The sequence below is a fragment of the uncultured Clostridium sp. genome, assembly GCF_947039605.1.
GTDB lineage: Bacteria > Bacillota > Clostridia > Clostridiales > Clostridiaceae > Sarcina.
In genome coordinates this window covers 26,259-52,446 of record NZ_CAMQZG010000015.1, presented here as the reverse complement: position 1 = coordinate 52,446, position 26,188 = coordinate 26,259, and the positions used below count along the sequence as shown (strand labels likewise).

The window sequence follows — 26,188 nt, the reverse complement described above, 5'->3', positions numbered from 1 at the left end:
TGAAAAGGTTACAAAGGTGGTAAAAAATGATGAATAGAAAAGGCAAGTTGATAGCAATTGCATTAATAGCGGCACTTTCAGTTGGGGGAGTAGGTATATTTACTTACAATAAAATCAATTCTAAAACAGCTATAGCAAATCCTAAAATTAATACAGAGAAAACAGATCAAGTACATAAAGAGCCAAGCTCTACGGATATAATACCTAATAATAATATAATATATTCAGCAAAAAGTTACGGAGTTCCAGCAAATGAAGTAGAAAAAATGTTAGAAGGAAAGGATACAGATAATAATAAACAAGTATTTTTAACATTTGATGATGGACCAAGCAAATATACACCAGAAGTTTTAAAGATATTAAAAGAAAAAGATGTACATGCTACCTTTTTTGTATTAGGATCTCAGTTAGAGAATTCAAGCAAGAACAAAGAATATTTAAAACAAGAGATATTAGATGGAAATGCAATAGCAAATCATACATTTAGCCATAGTTTTAAAAAATTATATCCACATAATAGAGTAGATGTAGATGTATTTATGGGAGAGATAAATAAAACTAACAATATTATGAAAAGTATTTTAGGGAATGATTTTAATGCGAGAGTTTTAAGAATGCCAGGTGGATATATGTCTAGAAGATATTACCATGATGAAAATTTACCAGAATTAAATAGTAAATTTGCAAAAGAGCATATTACATCAATAGATTGGGATGGTGAAACAGGTGATGCCACAGGAAGAAGGTATACACCAGATCAACTTGTAAATAATGCAATAAAAGAAACTAAAAATGACACACATATAATTTTATTAATGCATGATTCTGCAACTAAAAAATCAACAGTTGAGGCACTACCAGATTTAATTGATTATTATAAATCACATGGGTATGCATTTAAAGTTATAGAAAATCCTACAATAGAATCATTTAATACGGCAAAAGAGATTAAAGTAGAAAATACTAAAAAATAGTTAATAAAGTAAATTGAGCACTAATACGATTAAATTTATAGAGTAGCAAAGGAAGAATAAAATATGAGAAAAAGCGCATTGAAAAAATTAATAACAACAGTTATAGTTATCGGAGTTATTGGAGGTTTAGCATATTATGGCTTAAGTGGAAGTGGATCAAATACAAAGATAGCAAATGCAAAAATACAGACTGATAGTGCAATCAAAGCAGCTAAATCAATAAAAACAGCAGAGCAGATAACAAAAGAAATGGAACAAGTAAAAGTGTTAAAAGATATGCAGACAGGACATTGGGCTTCGAATAAAGCATTAGGATATATAAATCCTATTTATAAAGGATATGACCCAAGTTTAATACTTCAAAATGAAAATATAATTAAATCAGCAGATAGTTATGCAGTGCCAGCAAATGATGTTGCAAAGATGATTGATGGGACATATAAAGGAACTCAAAAAGAAGTATTCCTTACATTTGATGATGGTCCAAGCCCTAATAATACACCTAAAATTTTAAATATATTAAAAGAAAATGATGTACATGCAACTTTCTTTGTAGTTGGTAAATTTTTAAAGAGTTATCCAAAACTTCAAAATGTTGTTAGAGAAGAACTTATGAATGGAAATGCGGTAGGGGATCATACTTTTAATCATGAATATACTGAGTTATATCCAAATAATGAGGTTAGTGTATCAAATTATATGAAACAAGATAATGAAACAGCTACTTTATTAAAAGATTTACTTGGACCAGACTTTAATACTAGAATTCTTAGAATGCCAGGTGGATATATGTCAAGAAGATATTATAATGATCCACATCTTACAGCATTAAATAAAGCTTTTGATAAAGAAAATATAACAGCTTTAGATTGGAATGCAGAAACAGGGGATGCAGAAACATCAGGACAATTAGATGTTAATAAGTTAGTTGCAAATGTTCAAAATGCTATTAAAGGAAAAAATCAAGTTATCATATTAATGCATGATGCAGGTGCAAAGGTTGATACGGTAACAGCACTTCCAGCGGTTATAAAATATTTTAAAGCTCATGGCTTTGCATTTAAAGTTATAAAGAATGCACCAAAAAGTTCATTTGAAAATATACCAGTAATTACAAATAGTAACTCAAATCAAGAGTAATTTTAAAAAAAATAACATAATTTACCAATTATGTAGTATAATAATTATAGGTTATTGCAGTAATCTATTTAAGAAGGACAAGCATTGTAAAATGTTTGTTCTTTTTTGTATATTTAAATATTGAACAAAATAGAAGTTTAAACATATATTAGATTATAAGAAAATCTTTATTAAAATAGATAGGAGGTGACTAAAAGGTATGGGCACTAGCAGGTATATAAGAGAGACTAGGGATAAGGATATGATAAACAATTATAGAACAAGTAAACTTTGCGAAAGAAAAAAAGGGTTAAAGTGCGACTATGTAATAGAAGAGGCTGAATATATAGAAAGCGAATATTTAGATATTATGAATATAAAATATGAATCTTCAAGTTATAGATTAGATTGTACCTTGAATAAAATAAAATATTTAAAAATAAGTGGGTATGTAAAGGATGAATTTAATACAGGTGTAAGCGGTGTTATGATTAATTTGTTTAAACAGGTCATATGCAATAGCCAAGTAACTTATTTAAATAAAGCAGATGCTATTTCAGATGCAATTGGTTACTTTCAATTTGTTATTTATAGAGATTACGATATAGATGATTATTTAGTTAAAATAAGTGATGGTGATATCTTAATTTAATAAAATTATTTTATATAATTTTATTAAAGGGAGTAGCAAATTAAGAGAAAAGTGAATATAGTATATTATATTTAAACAACCGGAGGAAAAAGTAATGAGTAAAAATTATTTCAATAGCAATTCAGCATATTATGGTTCAGGATGTGGTGGAAACACTGGGTCAGGAACAGGTTGCGGAGGAAACAGTGGATCAGGTTCAGGCTGTGGTGGAAACACTGGGTCAGGTTCAGGATGTGGCGGAAATGGTGGATCACCTATAGACGAATGTGATGAGTATTTAAGACAGTACGTTGTAGGTAATAGTGTAGATTTTGATATTGACGAATGTGATTCAGAAATTAAAGCTGATATTACAGTTGGAACAAGAGAAACAGTAAGAGTTTGGGGACAAATTAGAGATTGTGATGGAAATTCTGTGCCTTATGCTTATTTAAAATTAGTAAGAGTAAGTAATAATGGTATGGAAGGAATCGCTCATACTATTACAGACTGTAATGGATATTATCAATTTGATATTTGTAGATGTACAGATGGTGGAAATGGAACAAGATTTACAATTTTAGTTGGAAAAGCTGCTAGAGGAAGAGAAAAAGTAGTTTCAACAGGAATTAGTGGAACAAATTGTGGTGGAACAGTTTGTAGTTTAGATAATTGTAATTGTTAATTAAAAATAAAAATTAAATTGATTTATAAAAGTAAAAGCATTTTATATGTTTTTACTTTTACTTTTTATGGAGAAGTTTACATATACATATATCAGAAGAAGTTTTAATGGTGATGTTAGGAGTGGTATATGTGGGAATAAAAATATCAGGGAGAGTATTTGATAGTAGTTCAAGCGAGTATAAAGGAATAGATGGTGTTGATATAGTACTTATAGGTGTAAGAGGGGAAGTTCTAAGAGGAAGAACGGATAAAGATGGTTTTTATTTTTTTGATAATATTAAGGAAGTGGGAGTATATAAGGTAATTGAAGATATTAAAGGAAAAAATAAATTTGGGAATATAAAAAAGTTTAGAAATTCTACAAATTATAAATCTTATAAGATAGAAGTTACAAAAGAGGATATTCTAACTGCAAAATTCATAGAAAATATAAATTTCTCACATGATAATATGAATTCTTTTTTTGTAGTTAAAAATAATGAAAGAGTTGTAATTTCACCGATAGGAGATGTTTTTTTAGTAGATACATTTAATGGAGAAATAATGTTTGAATTTAACATGAATATAAATATGGATTTTTCAAATGTTAATTATAACAAAATGGATGAAAATTATTATTTTATTTCAGGTAATAAAAATAATGAGGTATTTAGATTAACTGAAAACAATGAAATATTAAAGATAGCTAATATAGATGGCCTTTCAAAGTATAATTTAGAAAAAATTATAAGTAATATAAGTGTTGCTGGTGAATTGTATTTTATGAATAAGAATGATGATAAAATATTTGTACTTTCATTGAATCCATATGATAGCGAGTTTTGTAAGTTGAAAAATGATTTTATAAAGTTAAATATGAAAATTAATTTAGATGCATTCACACATAATATTGTTGATAATAATATTTATGGTATAGGAAAAAATACAAATGAACTTAAAAGGATTGATGTTAATAGTGGAGAGGTTACAACTTTAATATTAACTGGTGGTATAGATAGATGTGAGGTAAGTATAATGTTTTCTGATCAGCTCGGATACATATATGCAATTGATAATGTAACGGGGAATATTTATAAAATAATAATAAGTTTAAATGGGGCTAGAGCTTCAAGACTTGGAGATAGAGGGATAGTAAAAGAAGAATTTGGACGGTATTTAAATAAAAAAAATATGGAGAATAGTACAGAAAAACAAGAAAATTCAAAGTTTATAGGAGTACAAGAAAAAAATAATAGTAGGATAGAAAGTTTTGATATAGAAGAGTGTAGTATTGATTACTATGAAGGTGATATTCAAATTAATCAGATAATAAAAAAAGAATATATTGATGAAAATGATATAGGAAGAGGGCGATTAAATAAAAAAGGGACTGAAATTACAGAATTTGAAATTTTAGAAAATGTTGACTATGGATCATTAAATATAAATATAACAAATGGGAATTGGGCATATATTCCTAACTGTAATTTTAAAGGAAATGATTATTTTGTAGTTTCTTTTAAAGAAAATAGTAAAGATATAAAAATAAAGGTTGAAATTATTGTTAGGGAAGGAATTGAAGAAGTTTCGATAGCAAGTTTTAGAGATGATGAGAGAGAAAGTATATATGAGCTACTAAATAATAAGACTATAAATGAAAGAATTAATAATTATATTGAGGGAGAGTTTAATTATAGTATAAAAAATGGTGCTAGAAAAGGAGTTGCACAGATAAATAGAGATACAGGTATTTGGTCTTATGAGCCATATATTGCAGCGGTAGGAGCTGATGATTTTGAAGTTTTAATTTCTAATAGAACCGCTGGGTATAAAGTAGAAACTATAAATTTAGATATATTAAATCCTAAATTATATATAGAAAAAAGTTGTGATAAGGAAAGTATTTCTTTTGATGGGTCTTTAGGTTATAAAATATATGTAAAAAATATAGGAAATATTATAGCTGAGAATGTTATTATAAAAGATTTAATTGATGGAGCACTTTTATTTGAAAAAGGAAGTTTGAAAATAAATAGGGTAGGTCATGAATGCAAAAGTTTAACTTTTATTGAGGTTGGAAAAATAGATATTGATGAAAGTGTAGAGATAGAATTTAAAGTTTATTTAAACAAGGTGATAGAACAAAAAGATGAAGTTGTAAATAGGGCAAGTGCTAGAGGTGAGTTTAAAACAAATAAGTCAGAAGAGGGAGAAATAATAGTATTTGAAAGTAATATGGTTAGAACTAATATTATTTATGGAAATATATCAAATGAAGATGTTTTATTTATATCAGATAAATCTGTTACAACAGTTGGCGATATTATAAATTTTACTGTGAGATTTGAAAATACAGGGAATGTTAATATAGAGAAATTGTTATTGAAAGATTTAGTAGTTCAGGGAACAATGTTTAATAGTGATAGTATTATTGTGGATGGTGAAGAGTTTTATTTTGATACAGGAAATTATGGAGTAGTACTAGATTGTATTAAGATAAAGCAGATTATTGAGATAAAATACAGTCTTAGGGTTATAAGCTCTGATAGAAATATATTAGATTTTACTCCAACTCTAGAATATGAGTATTTAGTAGATTATAAGAAAATTACTAGAAGTTTTACATTTAATACGTTGAGTGTTGCAAATATTGTATCTAAAATACAAATAGAAAAATCACTTAATAAAGATAGAGCAATAGTTGGCGATTTAGTAAGATGTAATATTTTAGTAAAAAATATAGGAGATACTAATGCAAGAGATTTTTCATTAAAAGAGTATTTAGAAGAGGGAATTATTTATGAGGAAAATTTAATAATTGATGGAGAAAAATCTTATTTATCTATTTTAAAGGGAATAGATTTTGCAGTTTTAGCAGCAGGACAGATGGTAGATATTTCTTTTGATATATTGATAAGTTCGGAAATTAAATCAGTTAATAAAGAGGTTAAACTTATTACAACCTCATCATATGATTATATGGTTTGTGGAAAAATATTTAGTGTTGAGCTAGAAAAAGAAGAAGTTTCACTTGAAATTTTAAAATATGATTTAAAGGTGGAAATGAACTTTTCAAAGGAAAAAGTAATCGTTGGTGAAATATTTGAGGTGGAAATTATTCTAATTAATAAAGGCGAGATTACTTTAAATAATGTAGTTGTAGTATATCCTTTTGAAAAAGAATTTGATGTAATATCAGCGGTTTTAGATGGAGGGGAATATTTAGGGGAACTAAAGGCGGGGATAAACTTTCGTGATATTTGTGGCCATAGTGAAAAAACATTAAAGTTTAATTTAAAGGCAACAGATGTTATATATACAAGAAAGAAAACACATATTGAGATAGATGCACAAATACAAATAGATGAGGTTAATAGCAGTAAAATAAGTGGAAGTACAAAAATTGAAAATATATTAGAGCTTTATAATCCTAGTCTTTGCATTAAGAAATATATAAGTAAAGAGTGTGTAATTATAGGAGAAGTAGTTGACCTTAGAATTGTACTTTCAAACACTGGTGATATGCATTTAGAGGAAATTGTTGTAACGGATATTCTTTCAGCAGAATTAGAGTTTGTTGAGGGGAGTGTAAGTATAAATAGTAAGCCAAAGGTAGATGAGAGTATAATTTCAGGTATAAATATAGATAAAATAGAGGTTGGAGAATCAATTGAAATAAAGTGTGAGTTTAAGGTTATTAAAAAGCCAGAGGTAAATGGATATGCATTAATAAAGGCATTTGCAATATATAATTATAAAATACAAAATCAGGAGTATTATAATAATCATGTTGAAACTGAGGAGTGTAGAATTTATATAAACAAAATAGAGGTTGAAATTTATAAAAAATCAGATAAAGATTTTGTAAGGCTTGGAGATGAAATAGCATATGAAGTAACAATTATAAATACAGGTGATAGGGATACTTTAAATGTTCTTTTTATAGATGAATTATTTGAGGGGGTAGAACTTGTAAATAGAAGTTTTTCTATAGATGGTGAATTTGTAAATAATGTTAATATAACAAAGGGAATAATTATAGGAAACATAAATATAGCGGATGTTAAAATAATAAAATATAAGGTAAAGGTTAAAAAAACCAGTTCGAAATTAGATATAAGGACAAAGACTTATGTTAAATATTCTTATATTTTAATGGATGGGTCAAATGGAAGAGATATTAGTGAGATAGAAACTAAAAATTTAGAAACGGTTGATATAGCATTATCTAACTTTAGACAGATTGATAAAGATGAATATTTAGAAATTCCGAAAGAGAAGCCAGATATAGAAGAAATAGATAATGTTATTGCAAGAGTTGAAATATTGAGTACACATTTAGTAGAAACACCTATAGTTAATTCTATAGAGGGGCAGGTCCTAAGTGGATACAAGTTAATTGTGAATGGTGTTATAAATGAAACTATAGAATATACATCAAAAAATGATTCGCAGGCTGTTTATTCAGCTGGTTATGAAATGTTATTTAGTGATTATATAATAATGCCTGTAGGGTTTAATATAAATAGTAGGGTTGAAGTTGAAGGTAAAATAGAAAATATATATCATAAAAGAATAAATAAGAGAGAGTTTTTTAATAATACAACGATATTATTAGTTGCTAAAATTTTATCAGTCTAAAGAATAGGAGGAAGAGAGAAGTGTCATCTGTTATAAGAGATTTAATAGAATATGAAGGTATAGACAATATTGATATTTCAAAAAATAATAATGCATTTAAGCAGATAAGTATAGATGAAATTAGTCTTGTTCCTAGTTATAAGCCTGATATGATTCAGATAACTAGAGTAAGTATAGAAACAAATATTATTGATTCATATCTTATTAAAACACCAGTAGGGAAATCTGTAGAAGGGGTTAGACTTACAGGATATAAATTATTTATATCTGGTAATATAAAAGTTAAAATTCAGTACTTAACAGATCAAAAATGCCAACTAATAAATAATTTTTTTTATGAAACGGCTTATAGTGGTGGGGTTGTTTTACCAAGTGGAACAAGAGAGAAGTCATATATAGCACCAAGTATACTTGTAGAAGATATTTATATTAAAGAGAATGGACCAAGAAGTATTTATTCAAGTATTAGTTTAGTTCTTACAGGAAGTGTTTGTTAGGAGGGAGAAATGAATTTAAAAACAAATATCATAAGTAATGAAAATATATATCCAGAGAATCCAATATATTTTAAAGAATTAGAATTTGCAGAATTCTTAGAACTAGAAAATACAGACCCTGATATTGATTCTGTAAATTCTATAAAGATATGGCCAGAGGTAGAGGATATACAGGTTATTAAAACAGAAATAGGAATATCAAATGAAGGACAAAAATTAACAGGAACAAAATTAATTATAATTGTTAAAATAAATGAAAAAATAACGTATAGTGGAGTAAGTACAGATGAGCCAGTTCATATAATTTATAATGAAGTCTATAAAAGTCTATTTATTATAGTTCCAGAGAATTTAAAGAAGTTAGATATAAAAGCTTTAATAAGAGCTAATAGGGTTTTTATAGCACCATATGTCCAAACTGTATATGCAAGGAAATTTAGTTGTAGAAAAATATATAAAGCAACTTCAATATTTATTGAAGCAAGAATATGCTAAAAGAGCACTTATTAGTGTTCTTTTTTTTTAGAGAAATTTTTTGAATATTGTAAATGATTGCTGTGTAATAATTGAGAAGACAAATTTATATGATATAAATATATAGAAAAAGTGATTTATTTTATTATGAAATATTGGGAGGAGATATTATGCTTAAAAGAGTTACATTAGAAGAGGGAATACAAACACAGATGGGAGAAGTTTTTCAAGCAATTGATAATATGCAACTTGAATATAATTTTCTTATAACAAATTATGAAGGATATTCAATGGATGAGGAGATAGAAAATAAATTATCAAGGAATTATTCGTGGATGAGTGGAAAAGAACTAACAGAGCTTATTAAAAAAGGAGAAGATTTTCAATGGATATGGGGTGTTTTGATAGCATTTTCTAAAGAGATTGCATTAGAGAGTGTATTAAGTTATGATTTGCCAAGTTTAGATGGAAATCCAAAGATATGGGGAGTTGAGCCAATTATCCAAAATCCATTAGGTGAATTTGAAATTATAGCATTTGATAGTTCGCTTACTATGATTGTGAGTAAAAACAAAAAAATCATAGAATTATTTAAGAAAAATTGCCCGTTAGCAAAAGAATTATAAAAATTTTAATATTAAAAGTTAAAAAAATGTAAACAATAAACTATATTTATTGTTAAATAAATTCTTATATGGTAAATTATATTCAATAGAATACGGCAAAGTTAGAGAAATCTAGTGACGCAAAGCTATAGGGACTAAAGTTGTTAAGACCAAGTCAGCCAGTTGCCAAAGAGTACATTTGTATTACTTTTTGTTTGAAGGTATATAAGAAGTGATTTTTATATATTGGAAAAAAGTTACTCTTTGTTTAGAGTAACTTTTTTTATGTACTTCTGAGGGATTTTTTAAAATTATCAGGAGGGAATTGATTATGAGAAAAAAAGTTATTTTGATGATATTTTTAATAAATACGATTAATGGAGTAAGTATAAATAATATTAATCAAAAAGTTAGAAAAAAAAATAATGACCTTGCAAAAGATATAGAAATATATTCACTAGAATCGGTAACTTAGTAGGATTTATAAAATAAAAGGTGTGAAAAGTAGATTTAAGATAAGGTGAAATATAGAGAAAAGGATGTATGTGAAATGTATGCAAGTGAAATGATTTTAAAAGAAATAGTAGATGTAAAGGGGAAAGTATTAGAATTTTTTGAAAATATGTATAACCAAGAGGAATTAACTAGAGTATGTAAAAAATTAAAATTTTTTAGCATAGATAAAGAAATTGAATATAAAGATTTAATAGTTATTATTAACGAAGCTAATAAGTTAAATAAATGTTTATATACAAAAAAAACATGGAGATTTTTAGAAAATGATATAGAGATTACGAGCTCGATAGAAGATATTAAAAACATCACAAAATCTCAAGCACTAGAGCTAAAAGAGAAACTTCGTAATAGTATAGAGTCATTAGTAGAGATTAAAGGAAAAGCAAATTTAGAAGAGTTAATAAGAAAAGCAGAGAAATTAAGTAATAGAGCAAATTTAACAGAATTTGATTATATAGATGCAAAATGGGAAAATTTTATATGTGCAAAAGAATATGCGAAGGTAATTTTTAGTGATATGGATATTACAGCACATTTTGTAGAAGTAGCATATTCATTATTAGAAAATAGTATAAATGGGCTTTTTATTAAAAAGCCAAAATAACAATGCTTCCCTATATTTAAAAATATATTATAAAAGCTACTAAGATTTATTTGGTTCTTACTCAAGTATGGGTATAAAAAATAGTTGTATAATGCAGGAGGGTTTATTAACACGCTCTTGCTATACAACCATTTATTTCTTGGTAGCTTTTATTTATGTTAATTTTATATAAAAACTTGTTAGTTCATTTAATAAGTTTTTATATGCAATTAACAAATTCTTAGCCTCTTTGAAGTGCAAAAGCATATAAAGCAATACTTAAAGTTCCGAATATCGAAAATAAAGTTATTACAATTAAAGATAATCTTTTTCTAACTTCCATTTTTCTTTTACGCTTTAATCTAGCTTTCTTTCTAGCGATAATTTGATTTTTTGTAAGCTGTTTCTTTTTTCGAACAACAGTTTGTTCATTTGGAAGCATCTCTGGTTGGACTTGATAATAGTCATAATCTCTTGCTAAGTTATCATTCATAATAGAATCCCCCTTACACATATAATAAAAAAATATATTTTTTATCATTATACAATGAAATTTAAAATTAATCGTTACATAAATTCAACGTTAAAATGATTAAAAGTGCTTTAATAAAGAGTTATTCTTTATTAAAAAAAAATATATTGAATAATTTCTTGTGAAATTAGTGTATGATTATTAATTTAAATGAAAAAGATGAAAAAAAATAAAATATTATGAAATTCATAGTTTTTTTCTAATAATAAATTTAACTTTAATTAAATTATCCTATATAAATTATTATAAAACGAGTATAATAAATACTAGTGCTATTTTATAAACAGAAACTTTAATAGTTACTGTTGTCTAGAATAAGTTAAGTTCAAAGACTATTTTAGATAGAAATTAGGGGGGCTACTAGTTATAAAATAAAAAGTATACGAAAGATAAAGCTTTTAGGAGGAAGAGATATGGATGTAAGTATGATAGTAACATCACTTAGTCATCTAGCAATAAAAATGGGATACATAGGGATATTTATCTTTATGTTAATAGAGTACGCATCTATTCCAATCCCAAGTGAACTTATATTGCCGTTTTTTGGGATAAGTGCTGCTGAGGGTGGAACCTCTTTACCAGTAATAATAATAGTTAGTACAGTAGCGGCTGTTTTAGGTTCTATAATTTGTTATTACATAGGTTTTTATGGTGGGTCAGCTTTAATAAATTGGATTAAAGAAAAAATTCCAAGTACAGATCCATATTTTGATAAACTTGCAGTTTGGTTTTCTAAATATGGAAAGCAAAGTATTTTAATAGCAAGAGTTCTTCCAGTAATTAGAACATATGTATCTTTAATTGCGGGTGCTGAAAGAATTAAATTTCTACCATTTACAATTTATTCTACAATAGGTATTTTAATATGGAATGTTATATTGATATTTTTAGGATATTTTGTAGGAAATAATCTTACATTAATAAATCAAATATTAGGAAGATATACAAAAGCAACAATCGTTGTTATTGGAATAATAGTTATAATTTATTTGTTTAAAAAGTTTAAAAAGAAAAAATAAATTATTTAGATTTAAAGAAACAGTTTGTAGCAAAGATTACAGACTGTTTTTGATATTTTAGAAGAAAAATATAATTATATATTATTTTAGGGATAAAATAATTAAAATAGTGCTTTATATAAGAGTTTTTTATAGTATAATAAATAATAGGTAAATTTTTAATGAATAAAAATTATATGGGGTTAATCTTTAATCAAGGTTTTGTATATGAAGTTTATACATAAATATAGAGCAGTTAAATAATATCTTTGGAGGATTTTATGGAAAAAATAGCAATAATTACAGATAGTACATGTGGAGTGCCAGATGAATATCTTAAAAAATATAAGAATATAGAAGTCATGAGATTAAAAATAATATATGGAAAAGATGAATTTGTAGATGGATTAGATATACAGCCATCAGAAGTTTATGAAAGACTTGAAAATAATGAAATACCAACAACATCAATGCCATCAGTACAGGATGCAGTAGATGCAATGGAAAGACTTGCAGATGAAGGATATACTCATGTAATCGGAATGTTTATATCAGCAGGTTTATCAGGGACTATGAATAGTTTTAGAATTGCAGCAAATCAGTTTGATGATAGATTAAAGTCATTTATATTTGATTCAAAAATGATTTCAATGGCAGTTGGTTTTCTAGTGATGGAAACAGCAAGACTTGTAGAAGAAGGAATGAGCTATGATAATATATGCAATGAAATTCCAAAGATGAAAGAAAGAATGACAATGTACTTTACTGTTGATACGCTTGAATACCTAATAAAAGGTGGAAGAGTTGGAAAAGTTTCAGGGGCAATAGGACAAATGTTAAATTTAAAACCGATTATAACAATGGATGATGAAGATGGGAAATATACAACAGCATCTAAAGTACGAGGTTCAAAAAAAGCATTATCTGAGCTTATAAAGATAGGAACTGAGGCATTAGATAAAGGGAAATCAAAAGTTGCAGTTATGACAGGAACAATGCAAGGTGAGGCTAATAAGCTTATGGATGCATTTAGAGAACATAAAAATACAACATTTGAGTATATGGGGATGTTTACTCCAGTTATTGGAGTTCATTCGGGACCTAAAATAATAGCTTTTGCTGTTATGAATGAAAAGTAAAAAGGGACTGTATCAGAATACTAATAATTGGTATTCTAATACAGTTTTTTTTTTGCAAATAAATTAAGATATATAACTAATGAGAGAAAAATAAAGAAGTAGAAGCAAAAAGGACTATTTCATAATAGAATTTAATTTCTAAATATGATATAGTCCTTTTTAAAACTAAGTAAGCAGTAATTTGGTCTTCTTAATTAGCAATTTCCAGAAATTACACTAAATAAAGCATTTTTTATTGTTTCAACATTTTCTAATTCATAGTTACTAAAATTAAGTTTGACTTTAGATTCGTCAAGATTTAATGCTTCAGATATCAAACCACCAAGAGTTCTACCACTTCTATCTACTTCTAGATATAAATTAAATCCAGATTCATTTACAGATATTATAAGTTCTACTTCATCAAGCCTTCCATAAAGAGGTCCAGAAGTAGGGACAAATTCAAATTCTTGTACAAAAGGAAGATTATTAATTCTAAAGATACTTTGAATATTTTCAGTTTCTCTAGAACGGAAGCCAAGTTCTGAAAAGGCATTAAATAGGTTTTGCATTTTTTTTGATGGAACTACATTTAGGCTATCACAATCATTTGAATCAATAGCTTTTTCTATATCAAGTTCAGTTGCTACCCAAACTTTATATCTATAAGTTGAAATAGGACAATTTTTAGAAAGTTTAAAAGAAAACGGAATTTGAAGTCTTTCTTCTACGAAGACCATCTTATCAACTTCAACTAAGTGTTTTTGGATATTAGCAGTCGCAATTACTTTTTTATCATTAGATTCTTTTTCATAGTTGGTTCTAACAAAAAGATTAACTCTCTTTATATTTTGTTCAACATTTCCACCTAATATATTTATAACACCAGAAATAGCATCACCTGATGTTACTTGGCTAGAATGAAGAATAGTATCAACTTTAGCACCGCCAATTCCAATACTTGCTAAAGTATTTTTAAAGAAACTCATATTGTACCCCTCCAATAATTAATTATATTTATATTATATTATGAAAAATTGGAAAATAAAAGAAAAAGGTTAACTTTGTAATTCAACAAAGTTAACCTTTTAAAATCAATTATTTTACTTCGAGCCAAAGTGCAGGAACATTAGATGGTTCCCATCCGATAAGTGACATATGAGGTTGTCTACACTCAAAAGTTTTTCCAGCATAAATTACCTTATCACCAGCAGAATAGTTAACCATAGCAGCCCAAGCATCTACAGTTGGGTCTGGGTCTGGAGTTGGATCAGGATCTGGTCCTGGATTTTCACCTTCTTCTACGATTACAGTAGCAGAAGAGCTTGTTTTAGAATCTTTTTCATCAGAAACAACAGCTTTATAGGCATAAGTTCCTTCTGCTTTATCAGTCATTTTTATATTAATAACTTTATCAGTACTTGCATCAGCTGTTAAAGAAACTGTTTTAATAACTTTGTTATTTTCAAAGATTTGAACACTAGTTGCAGCATTATTTTTTGGAATAGTTACTTTTATATTATAATCACCGGTACTAGTTGTTTGATCAGCACCAACTTTAGCAGATATAAGCTTAACTTCATCTGGGATTGGAGGTAGAGGTGGCTTTACTCCACCCTCGAAATCAAATGTAAAGTCTATATTTGTGATATTATGGCCTTTAGAATTTCCTTCCATAGCACCATCTAAAGTTACAGATTTTCCAGCATCAATCCCTGAACTCCAAGAAGCAGGAGTTATTGTATAAGTGTTGCCATCTTTATTGAAAGTTCCACCACTCCAACATCCATCAATTTTTTTTGTGCTATTAAATGCAAGTTTATAATCTGTAATATTAGCACTTGAGTTATTTGCAATTGTTATTTTATAGTTTGCACCACTTCCCCAATCGCTTGTAACTTCAAATTTAACATCAATATCTGTAGGCATAATGCTAGCATTAGCATCAACTTCTACATCTACAGTATCAGAAAGAGAAGTTCCTTTAGCATCAGTAACTACAACTTTGTAAGTATATTTACCATCAGCTTTTGCTTTAACTTCATGAGTTAAAATTTGTTCTTTATTTAAAGTAGCAGTAAGGTCTTTTGAATCAACAAGTTTATCATTTTCAAATATTTCAAGTTTTGTTGCACTTGAATTTGCAGGTGATTTACTTGTTATTTTAAATTCACCTCTATTGATTTTAAAATCAACATCAATAGTTGGAGTTAAAAGACTAGCATCTACAACTGTTATTTCTAATGATTTTGATTCTTTAGAATCTTTTCCACCAGTAAGAACAGCTTTATAAGAGTATTTACCAGAAGTTTTACCTACAACATCAAAAGTAAAGTTTCCACCATTAATTTTATCAACATCAAAAGTTTTAACAATTTTATCTCCTTCAAAAATCTCAAGTTTTGTTCCATTAGAGAACATACCTACATTAGCTGTTAATGTGTATGAACCATAATTTTCAGTTTTATCAACTGAAAGAGTAGGAGCAGATTGTACTGAAGTATCACCATCAAGTGGCTTATCAAGAGAAGTTCTAAGTTGCTTTGTCATTGGGAAGCCTTTTGAATAGTCATCTCCAGTAATTTCCCAAACAATCATTCCACCAAGTCCCATTTGTTTAATATACTCAGATTTAAGAGCCATTGACTCTTCATCTTCATAAGTTAAAACAGTTTTTAGTTTTTCATTGTAAAGCCATGGAGAACCATTAATTTCATCTCTATATTTTGTCCAACCATTTGTATTTTCCATCTTTTTAAGTTCAAACCAAGGGTATTGTCCACTAGGTTGACTTGCTTCATCCCAGCTTCCGCCATGTTGGGAACCATCTGTTGGAGCAAACATACCATTGTTTTCAGGTGTTGCATCAACTCCAGCCCAACCTCTTGAATACCAAGGTGTACCAATACAAAGCTTTTCAGGTGGTACTTTATAATCATCAACAAGTGTTGTTACAGAAGAAACAACATTATATTCATTTCTAATATCAGTAGGCTCTGTTGGAGCTAACTCATTATTAGGATTAGCTTTTAATGGTGCAAGGTGACCTGTGTAGTTATCCCAAGCTCCATGATAATCATAAGTCATAACATTTATTGAATTTACATATTTATGAATTTCATTGAATTCTTGGAATTTCATTTTGTCATATCCAGCAGGCGCACAAACAGTAATCCATTTTTCTTTCATTTTAGCAGCATCAAATTGCGCTCTCATTTCTTTTAAAAGTAAAGTATAATTTTCTGTATCCTCTGGTCCTCCAGGACAACCATTGTCCCATTGATTACCGGCTTCAGGTTTTCTGTCTATACCTGGATATTCCCAGTCTAAATCTATACCAGAGATAAATGGATATTTTTTCATAAGATCTATACAAGATTGTATGAATTTTTTTCTTCCAGCAGGAGTTTTAGCCATATCATGGAAGTTTTCTCCTCTTGTCCAACCACCAACAGATACCATGATTTTTACATCAGGATATTTTTTTGCATAATGTTTATATTCACCAAAGCAACCACTAGGCTCATCAGTGTTATCCCAACCAGCAGAATGTGGTAGGTCCATTTGATAGTCAGCATATTCATCAATTGAGATAAGTTCAAAATTTTTGTCGATTGAGAAGAATGAATGATTGATTACATCAAGGTCTTCCCATGGTAACATATCAGGTGTTAATCTGTGTTTTGCATCGTCATATACTCCCCAGTTAGGAAAATACATAATAGATTTTTTTCTAGATTCAGAACTTGCTTTTTCTACAGTTTCAGTTGCCATTGCAGGAATTGCACCTACGAATAGAACTGCTAACATAAGAAGAGAAAGTACTCTAGATATTCCTTTTTTCATAATTTAAGTTCCCCCTTAAAAAAATTAGTTGTACTAATACATTATATTTACAAAAAATGTAAAAATATATACTATTAATTTAATTTTTCAATAAAAATAATTAAATGGAGTGAAATTAATAGTAATTTAATAATAAATACATTAAAAGTGAAAAAATATATTTTATACTTAGATATGTAGAAAAGATTTATCAGAAAATTATGAATAATATATTCAAAAAATTAATGTTTATAATAAACTTAGGAGAATATAAACCTTTAGCAAATTTATAAATAAATAGATATAAAAGTATCTAAATATACTTTCGAATGAAGAAAGTGTGTAATAGAACTAGCTAAAAAAATAAAGAAAGGGGAAAGCTACTTAAGTACCGATGGCTAGTCGGATCTAAAGACTGTGGAAAAGTAGAGAATAAAAAGCTTTGCTTTTATGTGAATCACTTTGTTGTTCACATAGTTTTATATCAAATTGGAGTAGTGTATGCGAAACAAGGGACAAGGAAGCAGTAAAATTCTTGATATAGACACTTTTGTCTATATTTTAAGTAGCAGGAGAAATAATGGGAGAGAAAATTAAAGTAGTTGTTATTGGTGGAGGTTCAAGTTATACACTTGAAATAATAAAAGGTCTTATAGAAAAAAATGAAGATATAAATATAGGTGAAGTATGTCTTGTTGATATAAAAAGTGGTGAGATGAAGCAGGAGATATTAGCAAGTTTTGGAAGAAAGATGATTGCTAATTCAAAGGCTAATTTCAAAATTACAACTTCAATAGATAGAAGAGACGCTTTGAATTGTGCTGATTTTGTTATTACTCAATTTAGAGTTGGGGGAATAGAAGAGAGAATAAATGATGAGAAAGTATCATTTATAAATGGTGTTATAGGTGATGAAAAATTAGGTGCAGCAGCATTATCACTAGGTCTTAGAACAATACCAGTATTTTTAGACATTATATCTGATGTAAAAGAAATATGTAGTGATGCTTTTGTAATTAACTTCACAAATCCAATAGGAATGATAATTGATGCAGTAGTAAATGAAACTGGATTTAAAAATATAATAGGTGTAAGTATACTTGCAAGTGAGATGACAAGAGGAATTGCAAGTATTTTAGAACTTGATAAGAGCGTTATTAATATAGGGTTTGCAGGAGTGAGTAACATATTATATGCACTATCAATAAATGCAAATAGAGAGTGTTATAATACTAGATTACTAGAAAAATTGGATGTTACAACATCTAAGCTTATGCCTTTTAGCAGTGATTTTGCTAAAGGACTTGATGCTATACCTTGTGTTAATCATAGATATTACTATAAAAAAGAGCAATTCTTAGAAAATGGAATAGAAGAATGTCATATGGGGATAACAAGGGGACAAATAGTTAAAGGTATTGAGGAAGGAATTTTAAGATATTGCGAAAATGAGGAGAATATAGAACTTCCAAGAGGCTTAAATCTTAGAAAAGGTAGTCTTTATAAAGAAGCCCTTATGGATGTTATTGATGGTATTATTAATGATAGAAAGTCTATCCAAGTTTTAAACACTATGAATAATGGTGTTATATCAGATTTATATGAAAATGATTCTGTGGAAGTTAACTGTATAGTTGATTCAAATGGTGTAAGACCTTTATCAGTTGGAAGACTTCCTATAGGGATAAAACCACTAATTATAGAGATAAAATCATTTGAAAAACTTTGTATAGAGGCAGCAATAGCAGGTAATTATTACAAAGCATATCAAGCTTTATGTATAAATCAACTTGTGTCATCAGATGAAAAAGCAAAAAAAATATTAGATGAGTTTCTTATTAATAATAAAGCATACTTACCAAATTTTGAGAAAAAGATAAAAGATATAGAAAGAACAAAAAAAAGAAAAATATGTAAAAGAGATTGTGGAAGTTGTAGGTGTTAGATAAATTTTAGTCAAGGATAATATCCTTGGCTTTTTTTTAGTTAGTTTTAAAAAAATATTTTTAATTTATATAATAATAGATGATTAATGGAAATATATTAGATTGTAAACATTTTTTTAGGAGTAAATATATGGAATGGTTAAATGCATCTAATGTAAAAGAACTTAAAAAACTTGGTAAAATGAGAGATGTTCAAAATAGTATAAAAGTAGATTTAGAAAATTACTTTAAAGAAAAAAAGTCTAAAGATAAAAATATTATAGGGATAATTAAAATAACAAGTAATAGTTGGGACGGTCTTTTAGATAAAATTATAGCGTTAAAAGATTTTTTAAATCAATTTGATAAAGATAAAATTGAATGTAATGAAGAAAACGAATCTATAGAGTATTTTAAGACAGAAGAAGATAAAATTATATTTGCACTTTTAGAACTAGAGGGAAGAAAGAGAAATAACATTTTAGGAATAACAAGAAAATGTTTTATGAGTGAAAAAGATGCTAAGGTTTGGAGAAATAATCTATCTAAAAAAATACATCCTGATAAAAGCAAAAATAAATATGCAACTATGGCAAGTGCAAAAATCAATCAATTGTATACAGAGATGGTAGGTCATGAATGAAAAGAATAGTAAAAATAAAAATTTACCAGCGATTATGGTATATAGTATGAGAGATATTATTTTTGAAAAACCAGAAAAACCAGAAATAGCAGCAAAACAAACTATTACAGCGATAGAAAATTCTTATAATCAATGTTGTTTTTTAGATAGGCGTGGTGTTATGTGGTTTAATGTAGAGAGACTTGATGGAATACTTAGAACAACAAAATGTATTGCAAGGCATATAGTTTCAGAAATACCAGATAGTCTTAAATTATTTGTAGCATCTAAAATATATGTTACAGGTTATGAGGTTGGAAAGCTTATAGATTCAAGAATACAGACAACTGGACTGCAAAGCACTAGAGAATATTTAAAATATTCAGAGTCTATATATATAGCGATAAGAGATTGTGATAGTTCATTCAATATAAGAGCTTCTTTTGCGCTTGAGTCTAAAGAAAAAAGAAAAGGTTTAAAAAGTAGACGGGTTAGAAGATACAAAATAAAGTATGATGAGCTTACAAATGATATTTTAAAGTATGGGGCAGAGTTTTCACATATAAGATCATATGCTATATTTTCAGCTAGTGCAAATGATGTGGAAAATGGACTTATAGTAAATAAACAGATTCATAAAGAAATTACAGCTAAAAATATAAATGATGAAGATGAATTATTAAATCTTTGTATTGAAAATAGTTGGAATACAGAGTGGTATGAGAAATTTAAAATTTATATTTTGAATTAAAATTATATCAAAAACAGAGATGCATATTTAGTGTGAAACTCTGTTTTTTTTATTTTTTAGACAAAAACTATATAAATTTTAAAAAAAAGAGTAGAATAAAAAGTATATAACACAAACAAATTTTAGTTGATTTGCATTGTATATAATATAGCTAAAGAATAAGGTAGGTTTACATATGAGACATTTTGTAGTAGAGAAGAAAAGTAAATCTTATAAGAAAGCAAAAAGAATATGGGAAGAATTTAAAAAAGATATAAAAGAAGAAAATAGATTTTTTAGTGGAAAAAAAATAGTGGAAGTATTAAATACTGAGGAAGCTTTAGATATTTCAACATTTCACACAACAGGCACTAAATTCGTTTTATATAGAGCTAGAATAGGGAATTATGTTAATTTAGATGATTCAGAAATGAAAAGACCTCCGATAGGTATGCATTCTATGGGAAGATGTAACCCTATGGGGATACCGTATCTTTATTTAGCAGATAAAGAAGAAACAGCTATGAAAGAAACAAGAGCACGAATTGGTGATTTAGTAACAATAGCTAAGGTAGAAGTTGGTGGAGTTTATAGCTTTTTTGATTTATCAAGTCAGGAGATAAAAAGTAGTAGTATAAATGAAAGTTTCATATTTGATAAAAAAGTTGCAAATTTGGTATATATCATTAATAGAGATTTTACAAAACGTATAGATGAACATGAAAAACTTGAATATCTCCCGCTTCAGTTCATATCAGAATATATAAAAAATAGAAAATTTGATGGATTTATGTATCAGAGTTCTTTAGACCCTAAAGGAACAAATTATGTTATATTTAATCCTAATAGATATTCAATTATAGAAAAAAGCCTTTATAAAATACATGAAAATGGAGTGGAGAAAATAGTATAAGGTTACAAATATATTATAGTAAAGAGTGATATTGTCTTTGTATTATAAATAAATATTAATTTATATAACTTTATTAAGTCATATTATTTGAATAAAATAAACTTATAGAGAATAAGAGAGTTTGTTTAGTAATTTAATATTGATATTAGTTAAGGAGTGATAGATTATGAATAAGTTAATGGTAAAAGGTGCAGTTGCAATAGCTATTGTTTTAGGTATAGTTTATTTGCTAGTACCTAGCAATAATACAAAAGTTCAAAATAATAATACAACAAAGTCTAGCCAATATGTTAGCTTAGGTTCAAAGGGAAGCACAAGTAGTAATTATGATAATAATGTGCCACAAGGATTCACTGTAAAGGTATCACAACAGGCATTAAATTCTGGAATTTTAAATGATTTTGAAACTGCTATAAAAGATAAGTATATAGGGGATGGAAATGTAGAAATATATATAGGTCAAGCAACTGGGTCATTTGGTGGGCCAGAGCAAGTTATATATGATGTGAATATAAATGGAAAAGAAACTATGGGGCTTACAGCAAGCAGAAATGTAACAAGACAAGGGTTTAGCACTGATATAGAAATGTCACCAATAGTTTTTGGAAATACAAATAATAGTGAAAATTAGGAATAGTCATATATAGTCTTTAAATTTCACATAGAATTCATATTGGATTCATTTTAAATATAGATGACTATTTTAGAATAGGTATTGTAGATGAAAATAATAGATTTTAAGTTGAAGAGGCTAAAGTATAGACCTATTATTATGTAGTATAAATTGAAATGTAAAATCCTAAAATGTAAAACTAAATCGTAAAGAGTAAGGGAGCTGATGTTGTGGGCTCTCTTTTTCTTTAGATAAATTTAAATAAAAAAGAAATTTTACTTATAGAATAGTTGAATTTTGAGGAATATATGATTAAAGTAAAAAATTTAAGGAGAAAACTAATGAAGAAGATATTAGTAGTTGAAGATGATTTACAAATACAAGAACTTGTAAAGGAATTTTTAAAGGCTCAAAATTATCAAGTAGATACAGCTGATGATGGGGTACTTGGATATGAAAAAATAAAAAACAATGAGTATGACCTTATTATAATGGATATTATGATGCCTAATATGGATGGATATTCACTTTGTAAAATGGCTAAGGTAAAAACTGATGCAGCAATTATATTTTTAACAGCGCTTAGCGAGGAACAAGATGAAATAAAAGGTTTTGAATTTGAGTGTGATGATTTTATAACAAAACCATTTTCATTTAATGTTCTTATAAAACGAGTAGAAGCAGTGCTTAGAAGAGGAGAGTCTAATAAAGAGAGTAGGAAGGACTTAAATACAAATATTGTGAGTTTTGAATCTTTAAAACTTGATAGTGATAGTTATAAGGTATATATAGATATGGAGGAGATTGAATTTACTTTAAAAGAGTTTAATATATTAAAAAATCTTGTAGAGTTTTACCCACGAGTAGTAACAAGAGAACATCTTATGGATAATGTTTGGGGATATGAATATTTTGGAGATATGAGAGTTATAGATGCTCATATAAAAAATATTAGAAAAAAAATAACTAAAAATTATATAAAAACAGTAAAGGGTGTTGGGTATGTTCTTGAAAAAAATATGGAATAAACTTGGGGTAAGTAATAAGCTTTTTTTTACTTCAATAACATTAGTAATATTAAGTACTATTGTAGTTTATTCAGCATTATATGCACTTTTCCCAAAAGCTTATTTGTTTTATAAAGGTGAAACTGTAAGTACAGGTGTAAATCATATAATTAGTAACTGTAAAGATGAGAGCACTTTGACAAATATGTTTATAGATTTAAATCAATTTTCATATGATAATAATGTAGACATATTAGTCAAAAATGATGGTGGGATTATATATATAAGCAGTAGATTTCTTGAGAGATTTTCAAGTGATATGTTTACAAAGTCAGAGCAAAGTAAGATAGAAAAACGTTTTAATAGTCAGGGAATTGTTAAAAAAATTAGTTTTTATTCAAAAGCACAAAAGCAACATATGACTCTTGAGGTAAGAATACCAACACAGCCAATATCACAAATTACTAGAGTTATGCTTGTATTTATGCCAATTGTAATAGCAATAACAATTGTAATATCTATAGTTAGTTCCTATCTTTATTCAAAGGCGGTAACAAAACCACTTTTGAAGATAAACGATATAGCAAAATCTATGGCAAAGTTAGATTTTTCAAAGAAACTTAAAATAGATAGTGATGATGAATTATCACAGCTTGCTGTTAGCCTTAATGAAATGAGTAGTAGCCTTGAAAAGAGTATTACAGAGTTAGAAGAAAGTAATAAAAAATTATTGAGTGATATTGAAAAAGAAAAAATAGCAGAAAAGAAAAGAAGAGAGTTTATAGGGACCATATCACATGAACTTAAATCACCTATAACGATAGTTAGTGGGCAACTTGAGGGAATGATTTATAATATAGGTGCATTTAAAGATAGAGATAAGTATCTTCAAAAAAGTTACGATGTTATGCAAGATATGAGGGAACTTGTTGGTGAAATATTAGAACTTAATAAGTATGAGAGTGAAGCTTTTAAAATTGAAATGGAGAAAATAAATCTTTCAACTATGGTTAATGAATCTATTGAGAAAAAAGCATTTTATATAAGAGAAAAGAATATAGAGATGTTAACTAATATAGATGATAATATTTTTGTTTATGCAGATATGAAATTAATTAAAAAGGTTTTAGATAATATTATAGGCAATGCTATAAAATATTCAGAGTATTATACTTGTATAAATATAGATTTATTTAAAGGTGAAAAAGTTGAACTTGAGGTTAGTAATACTGGTGAGGATATTTCAAAAGAGGATTTAGAAAAGATGTTTACACCTTTTTATAGATTAGAGAAGTCAAGAAATAGAAAAACTGGTGGAAGTGGACTTGGGCTTTATATAGTTAAAAATATATTAGATAAGCATACTAATATGAACTACAACATGAGTTCAAAAGATGGAAATATCAAATTTTCATTAGAGGTGGAAATTTAAAAAAAATAGACAAAAGGCAATTTCGGATAAAGAAATTGCCTTTTATCATTAGCGATAAATTAGATTTCAGTATTTTAAAAAAAAGAAAGTTACATTTGTTTGACAAAAATATTAAAAAGATATAAATTATTAATAGAGAATAATTATTTAAAATTACGTTAGGAGAAATAATATGAAAAAAAAGCTACCGAGTAAAAAGGCAGCTTCATTTTTATTACTAAGTCTAATTTTAATATTAGCATTTGGTATGATTAATAAAGTTGATATAAAAATATTATTATTATTAGGGATGGGGCTTACTATCATTGTAACTAGAATACAAGGATATGAGTTTAAAGATATATTAGAAGAAATGAAAGGTGGAGTAGTTAGAGCATTCCCTGCTATGTGCATTTTCATTTTAATAGGGGCGCTAATAGGAAGCTGGATTCAAGCTGGGGTTATTCAAACTCTTGTATATTATGGGCTTAATATAATAAGTGCAAAATATTTCCTTCCAGTTGGCCTTATAGTATGTAGTATTACATCTATTGCGACTGGGACTTCATGGGGGACTGCTGGAACCGTTGGGGTTGCCTTTATGGCTATGGGAGAAGGTCTTGGAATACCAGCACCTCTTACAGCTGGTATGATAGTTTCAGGTGCTTTCTTTGGAGATAAATTATCACCATTATCTGATACTACAAATCTTGCAGCGGCAACAGCAGGGGCGAATTTATATAAGCATATAAAATCAATGCTTGCCACAACTGTGCCATCATATATTATAAGTTTAATAGGATTTTACATATTAGGATTAAAATATTCAGTTAGTACCATGATAAATAATGATACTGTAAATCAAATTAATACAACATTAAGTAAGGATTTTCATATAAGTTTAATTATGCTTATACCAGTATTAGTTGTTCTAGTTTTAAGTATTATGAAAGTTGATGCAATTTTAGCACTCGGAATAGGTGCATTTATAGGAGTTATATTTGCAGTAATATTTCAAGGTTCAAGCATACCAGATGCTTTGAATGTTCTAAGTACAGGTTACAAATCAAATACAGGGGTTCATGCTGTAGATGTGCTTTTAACTAGAGGTGGAATTATGAGTATGATGAGTACCTTTGCATTATCTTTCATAGCACTTGCACTAGGTTCAGCTTTAGAGAAGTTTGGATATCTTGATGTAATGATAAATGTTATTTTAGATAGAATAAAAAGTATAGGAAGTCTAGTAACTTTAACAATTGGAACTTGTCTTTTAACTAATATAATTATGGGAGAAGTTTATCTTGCGATTATAGTTAATGGAAGTATATATAAGAAAGAATATGAGGAGCGAGGGCTTGATAATTCAATGCTTAGTAGAGTTATAGAAGAGGGAGGGACTCTTACAGGACCACTTATTCCTTGGACTACAGCGGGAGCTTTTATATCAGGAGTTTTAGGCGTGCCTACTTTTGCTTATCTACCATATGCACTTTTAAATATAATAAATCCACTTATGTCTATCCTATTTACTTATCTTGGAATAGCAATAGGAAGAAAGAAAAATATAGCTGAAGATAAAAATGAAGCAGCTTAAATAAATTTAGAATGAGGTAGCTAGCGAATAGCTACCTCATTTTAGTTATGCTAAAAAGATATTAAATGCTTTTGTCGAATATAATTATTTAAGAAAAGTATTGAGAATTCAATATTATAATAGAAAAACTTGAAAATATTGTTGTGGTATTAGAAAAATATTATAAATAAATATAATAAAACCCCCACTAG

General features: G+C 27.7%; 23 protein-coding genes and 1 riboswitch. Of the genes, 20 read left to right on the top strand and 3 right to left on the bottom strand.

Annotated features, from left to right (window positions below):
• The first annotated feature begins 26 nt into the window (after positions 1-26).
• The 10 genes from Q0V24_RS07425 to Q0V24_RS07380 all read left to right on the top strand — a co-directional run bounded on the left by Q0V24_RS07425 (position 27) and on the right by Q0V24_RS07380 (position 10,727).
• The gene (locus tag Q0V24_RS07425) at positions 27-974 is read left to right on the top strand and encodes a polysaccharide deacetylase family protein (protein WP_297520004.1); all 948 of its coding nucleotides are present in this window, start codon (positions 27-29) and stop codon (positions 972-974) included.
• A 63-nt stretch (positions 975-1,037) separates the two neighbouring features.
• Positions 1,038-2,114 (top strand): polysaccharide deacetylase family protein, encoded by a 1,077-nt coding sequence (locus tag Q0V24_RS07420; RefSeq protein ID WP_297520002.1) that lies wholly within the window; start codon positions 1,038-1,040, stop codon positions 2,112-2,114.
• 199 nt (positions 2,115-2,313) lie between these two features.
• Complete coding sequence (locus Q0V24_RS07415) at positions 2,314-2,745, top strand: hypothetical protein (RefSeq protein WP_297520000.1); 432 nt, start codon at positions 2,314-2,316, stop codon at positions 2,743-2,745.
• A gap of 94 nt (positions 2,746-2,839) precedes the next feature.
• The gene (locus Q0V24_RS07410; RefSeq protein WP_297519998.1) at positions 2,840-3,409 is read left to right on the top strand and encodes a hypothetical protein; all 570 of its coding nucleotides are present in this window, start codon (positions 2,840-2,842) and stop codon (positions 3,407-3,409) included.
• Positions 3,410-3,540: 131 nt separating this feature from the next.
• Positions 3,541-8,031, top strand: coding sequence for a hypothetical protein (locus tag Q0V24_RS07405; RefSeq protein WP_297519997.1), 4,491 nt, complete (start codon positions 3,541-3,543; stop codon positions 8,029-8,031).
• A 20-nt stretch (positions 8,032-8,051) separates the two neighbouring features.
• Positions 8,052-8,528, top strand: a complete 477-nt coding sequence (locus tag Q0V24_RS07400) for a hypothetical protein (protein WP_297519995.1) — start codon at positions 8,052-8,054, stop codon at positions 8,526-8,528.
• A 9-nt stretch (positions 8,529-8,537) separates the two neighbouring features.
• A complete protein-coding gene (locus Q0V24_RS07395; protein WP_297519993.1) occupies positions 8,538-9,023 on the top strand; it encodes a hypothetical protein in 486 nt (161 codons plus the stop codon).
• Positions 9,024-9,172: 149 nt separating this feature from the next.
• Positions 9,173-9,628, top strand: a complete 456-nt coding sequence (locus Q0V24_RS07390; RefSeq protein WP_297519991.1) for a hypothetical protein — start codon at positions 9,173-9,175, stop codon at positions 9,626-9,628.
• Between the two features lie 84 nt (positions 9,629-9,712).
• Positions 9,713-9,798: riboswitch (cyclic di-GMP riboswitch) on the top strand.
• A gap of 140 nt (positions 9,799-9,938) precedes the next feature.
• Positions 9,939-10,082, top strand: coding sequence for a hypothetical protein (locus Q0V24_RS07385; protein WP_297519989.1), 144 nt, complete (start codon positions 9,939-9,941; stop codon positions 10,080-10,082).
• 45 nt (positions 10,083-10,127) lie between these two features.
• The gene (locus Q0V24_RS07380; protein ID WP_297519987.1) at positions 10,128-10,727 is read left to right on the top strand and encodes a hypothetical protein; all 600 of its coding nucleotides are present in this window, start codon (positions 10,128-10,130) and stop codon (positions 10,725-10,727) included.
• Between the two features lie 220 nt (positions 10,728-10,947).
• Here Q0V24_RS07380 and Q0V24_RS07375 read toward each other — a convergent pair whose 3' ends face one another.
• Positions 10,948-11,199 (bottom strand): hypothetical protein, encoded by a 252-nt coding sequence (locus Q0V24_RS07375; protein ID WP_297519984.1) that lies wholly within the window; start codon positions 11,197-11,199, stop codon positions 10,948-10,950.
• A gap of 452 nt (positions 11,200-11,651) precedes the next feature.
• On the opposite strand from Q0V24_RS07375, the gene Q0V24_RS07370 reads away from it, so the two are divergent.
• Positions 11,652-12,257, top strand: a complete 606-nt coding sequence (locus Q0V24_RS07370) for a DedA family protein (RefSeq protein ID WP_297519982.1) — start codon at positions 11,652-11,654, stop codon at positions 12,255-12,257.
• Positions 12,258-12,517: 260 nt separating this feature from the next.
• On the top strand, positions 12,518-13,375 hold the full coding sequence (locus Q0V24_RS07365; RefSeq protein ID WP_297519980.1) for a DegV family protein: 858 nt from the start codon (positions 12,518-12,520) through the stop codon (positions 13,373-13,375).
• A gap of 194 nt (positions 13,376-13,569) precedes the next feature.
• Here the strand turns inward: Q0V24_RS07365 and Q0V24_RS07360 are convergent, their stop codons facing one another.
• Positions 13,570-14,343 (bottom strand): sporulation protein, encoded by a 774-nt coding sequence (locus Q0V24_RS07360; RefSeq protein WP_297519978.1) that lies wholly within the window; start codon positions 14,341-14,343, stop codon positions 13,570-13,572.
• A gap of 109 nt (positions 14,344-14,452) precedes the next feature.
• Entirely contained in the window at positions 14,453-17,200 is a 2,748-nt protein-coding gene (locus tag Q0V24_RS07355) for a glycosyl hydrolase family 18 protein (protein ID WP_297519976.1), read from the bottom strand.
• A gap of 559 nt (positions 17,201-17,759) precedes the next feature.
• Here Q0V24_RS07355 and Q0V24_RS07350 point away from each other — a divergent pair.
• The 8 genes from Q0V24_RS07350 to nhaC all read left to right on the top strand — a co-directional run bounded on the left by Q0V24_RS07350 (position 17,760) and on the right by nhaC (position 25,997).
• Entirely contained in the window at positions 17,760-19,124 is a 1,365-nt protein-coding gene (locus Q0V24_RS07350; protein WP_297519975.1) for a 6-phospho-beta-glucosidase, read from the top strand.
• Positions 19,125-19,255: 131 nt separating this feature from the next.
• A complete protein-coding gene (locus tag Q0V24_RS07345; RefSeq protein WP_297519974.1) occupies positions 19,256-19,747 on the top strand; it encodes a hypothetical protein in 492 nt (163 codons plus the stop codon).
• Positions 19,740-20,477, top strand: coding sequence for a hypothetical protein (locus Q0V24_RS07340; protein ID WP_297519973.1), 738 nt, complete (start codon positions 19,740-19,742; stop codon positions 20,475-20,477). The genes Q0V24_RS07345 and Q0V24_RS07340 overlap by 8 nt, the downstream gene beginning before the upstream one ends.
• A gap of 175 nt (positions 20,478-20,652) precedes the next feature.
• Positions 20,653-21,369: an RES family NAD+ phosphorylase gene (locus tag Q0V24_RS07335; protein WP_297519972.1), complete on the top strand. Its 717-nt coding sequence runs from the start codon at positions 20,653-20,655 to the stop codon at positions 21,367-21,369.
• Positions 21,370-21,535: 166 nt separating this feature from the next.
• The gene (locus tag Q0V24_RS07330; protein WP_297519971.1) at positions 21,536-22,000 is read left to right on the top strand and encodes a hypothetical protein; all 465 of its coding nucleotides are present in this window, start codon (positions 21,536-21,538) and stop codon (positions 21,998-22,000) included.
• Between the two features lie 323 nt (positions 22,001-22,323).
• Positions 22,324-23,010, top strand: a complete 687-nt coding sequence (locus Q0V24_RS07325; protein ID WP_297519970.1) for a response regulator transcription factor — start codon at positions 22,324-22,326, stop codon at positions 23,008-23,010.
• Entirely contained in the window at positions 22,985-24,421 is a 1,437-nt protein-coding gene (locus Q0V24_RS07320) for a HAMP domain-containing sensor histidine kinase (protein ID WP_297519969.1), read from the top strand. The genes Q0V24_RS07325 and Q0V24_RS07320 overlap by 26 nt, the downstream gene beginning before the upstream one ends.
• A gap of 172 nt (positions 24,422-24,593) precedes the next feature.
• The gene (nhaC, locus tag Q0V24_RS07315; protein WP_297519968.1) at positions 24,594-25,997 is read left to right on the top strand and encodes a Na+/H+ antiporter NhaC; all 1,404 of its coding nucleotides are present in this window, start codon (positions 24,594-24,596) and stop codon (positions 25,995-25,997) included.
• The last annotated feature ends 191 nt before the right edge of the window (positions 25,998-26,188 follow it).